At 72.5% G+C, this 2,122-nt stretch carries 2 protein-coding genes; both read right to left on the bottom strand.

Annotated features, from left to right (window positions below; all coding sequences use genetic code 11):
* A partial coding sequence (locus AOK16_RS22350; RefSeq protein ID WP_055473964.1) for a PrsW family intramembrane metalloprotease occupies positions 1–1,295 on the bottom strand: 1,295 nt, incomplete at its 3' end.
* A 124-nt stretch (positions 1,296–1,419) separates the two neighbouring features.
* A partial coding sequence (gene trmB / locus AOK16_RS22355) for a tRNA (guanosine(46)-N7)-methyltransferase TrmB (protein ID WP_055473965.1) occupies positions 1,420–2,122 on the bottom strand: 703 nt, incomplete at its 5' end.

Here is a 2,122-nt window from a genome sequence, read left to right on the forward strand (position 1 = left end):
AGCCAGGGGCGGGTGGTGAGCATGGCCGCGTGGGTCAGTGCGGGTTGCGCCAGGTCCTTGCGCTGCCACAGGTGATGCAGCAGCTCCTGCTCGCGCGCGGCGAAGTCCGCCCCCGCCGCGCCCTTGTACGCCCGCCCCCGCAGGAACGCCAGCGCCGTGGCGAAGCCGGTGTACTCCGCGACCGCCCTCGCCGCTTCCTTCCCGTGCAGCCGCCGCGCGGCATCCCGCGCGAGCGCCCGCGCGCGCATGGACGACAGCGCGTGCGGTTCGGACGGCAGGAGCCAGCCCGCCGCCACGTACGCCGGCAGATGCGTCTGTACGGTCTTGAGTTCGTTGCCGCGCGACCAGATCACCAGCCAGGTCAGCAGCCCGAAGACGGGCACCATGAACATGCCGTACACGGCGATGAAGCTGAGCCCGCCCAGGCTGGCCGAGCCGTTCCAGACGGCGTGCAGCACCATCGCCGTCACCAGGCCCGTGACCGGGACGAGTACGCGCCGCACCCGCCGCCGTGGCGCCGTCAGGGCGGCGATGCCGAAGCCGATGCCGGTCAGCGCGGTGAAGAGCGGATGGGCGAACGGCGACATCACGATGCGGATGAAGAAGGTCGCCGCGGTGATGGACTGGAAGCCGGAGGCCCCCATGGCCTGGTCCTCCCCGAAGGCGTTGCCCAGGTAGAGGATGTTCTCGGTGAAGGCGAAGCCCGTGGCGGTGATTCCGGCTATGACGACGCCGTCGACGATCCCGTCGAAGTCGCGGCGGCGGAAGACGAACAGCAGCAGGAGGGCCGCGCCCTTGGCGCTCTCCTCGACGATCGGGGCCACGAACGTGGCGCCCCACGCCTCGGCCTGGGCCGAGGAGTCCGATGAGGCCGAGGTCTCGACGCGAGTGGCGATCCACTCGGTGGCGAACCCGTTCGCGATGATCGCCACGAGCGTCGCGGCGCACGCGCCCCAGGCGAAGGCGAAGACCAGGTTCCGCCATGGCTCCGGCTCGACCCGGTCGAGCCAGCGGAAGGCGGCCACCATCAGGGGGACGGGCAGTACGGCCAGGCCGAGCCCGACCAGGAAGCCCTCGGTTCCGGTCTGCTCGCGCACCAGGGCCAGGATGACCAGGCCCGAGAGCACGAGCAGGGTTATCAGCGTGCCGGCGCGCAGCGCCCGGCTGTGCCAGATCCCCCGGCTTGGGCGGTAGCGCCAGTGCGCCCGCGCCGGTACGGCTTCGAACCGCGGCTGCGGCTCGAAGACCGGTACGGGCGGGTGGTGCGGGCGCGGCGGAAACGGGGACGGGTGCACCTGTCGACCCTAACCAGGGCCGGGGTTGCGCGCGATGGCGTATCACCGTTGCCGGGCGGTGCCCAGCAGCGCTGCTCTCGGCGGTGCCCCCAGCCCTGCTCTCAGTGGTGCCCTCGCGCTGCTCTCAGCGGCGGACGAACGTCAGGTCGTGGACGACGTGCCCCTTGCCGAGGCCGGCGCTCTCGAACTTGGTGAGCGGGCGGAACGGGGGGCGTGGCGCGTAGCCGCCGTCCGGCTGGGTGTTCTCCAGGTCGGGGCAGGCGGACAGGACCTCCAGCATCTGCTCCGCGTACGGCTCCCAGTCCGTGGCACAGTGCAGGAGTGCGCCGGGCCGCAGTCGGGTCACGGCCAGTTCGATGAACTCGGGCTGGATCAGGCGACGCTTGTGGTGGCGCTTCTTCGGCCAGGGATCGGGAAAGAAGACGCGCAGCCCGGCGAGGGCGGCGGGCTCGATCATCTCGCGGAGCAGGATGATCGCGTCGCCGTTGGCGACCCGGACATTGGTCAGCCCGTTGCGCTCGGCGAGGGCGAGCAGGTTGCCCTGGCCGGGGGTGTGGACGTCGGCGGCGAGGATGCCGGTGCCGGGGTCGGCGGCGGCCATCCGGGCGGTGGCCTCGCCCATGCCGAAGCCGATCTCCAGGATGACGGGGAGGCCGTCGAAGAGCTGGTCGAGGTCGAGCCGCGACGCCCCGTCGATGTCCAGACCCCAGGTGGGCCAGAGGCGGCGCAGGGCCTCGCCCTGCCCGACCGTCACGCGCCCGCGCCGGGGGCGGAAGCTGCGGATCCTTCGCTCGTGGTGGGAGCCGGCCGGGTCGGCGGCGGGGCCC

Source organism: Streptomyces pathocidini, assembly GCF_001418495.1.
GTDB classification, from domain to species: domain Bacteria; phylum Actinomycetota; class Actinomycetes; order Streptomycetales; family Streptomycetaceae; genus Streptomyces; species Streptomyces pathocidini.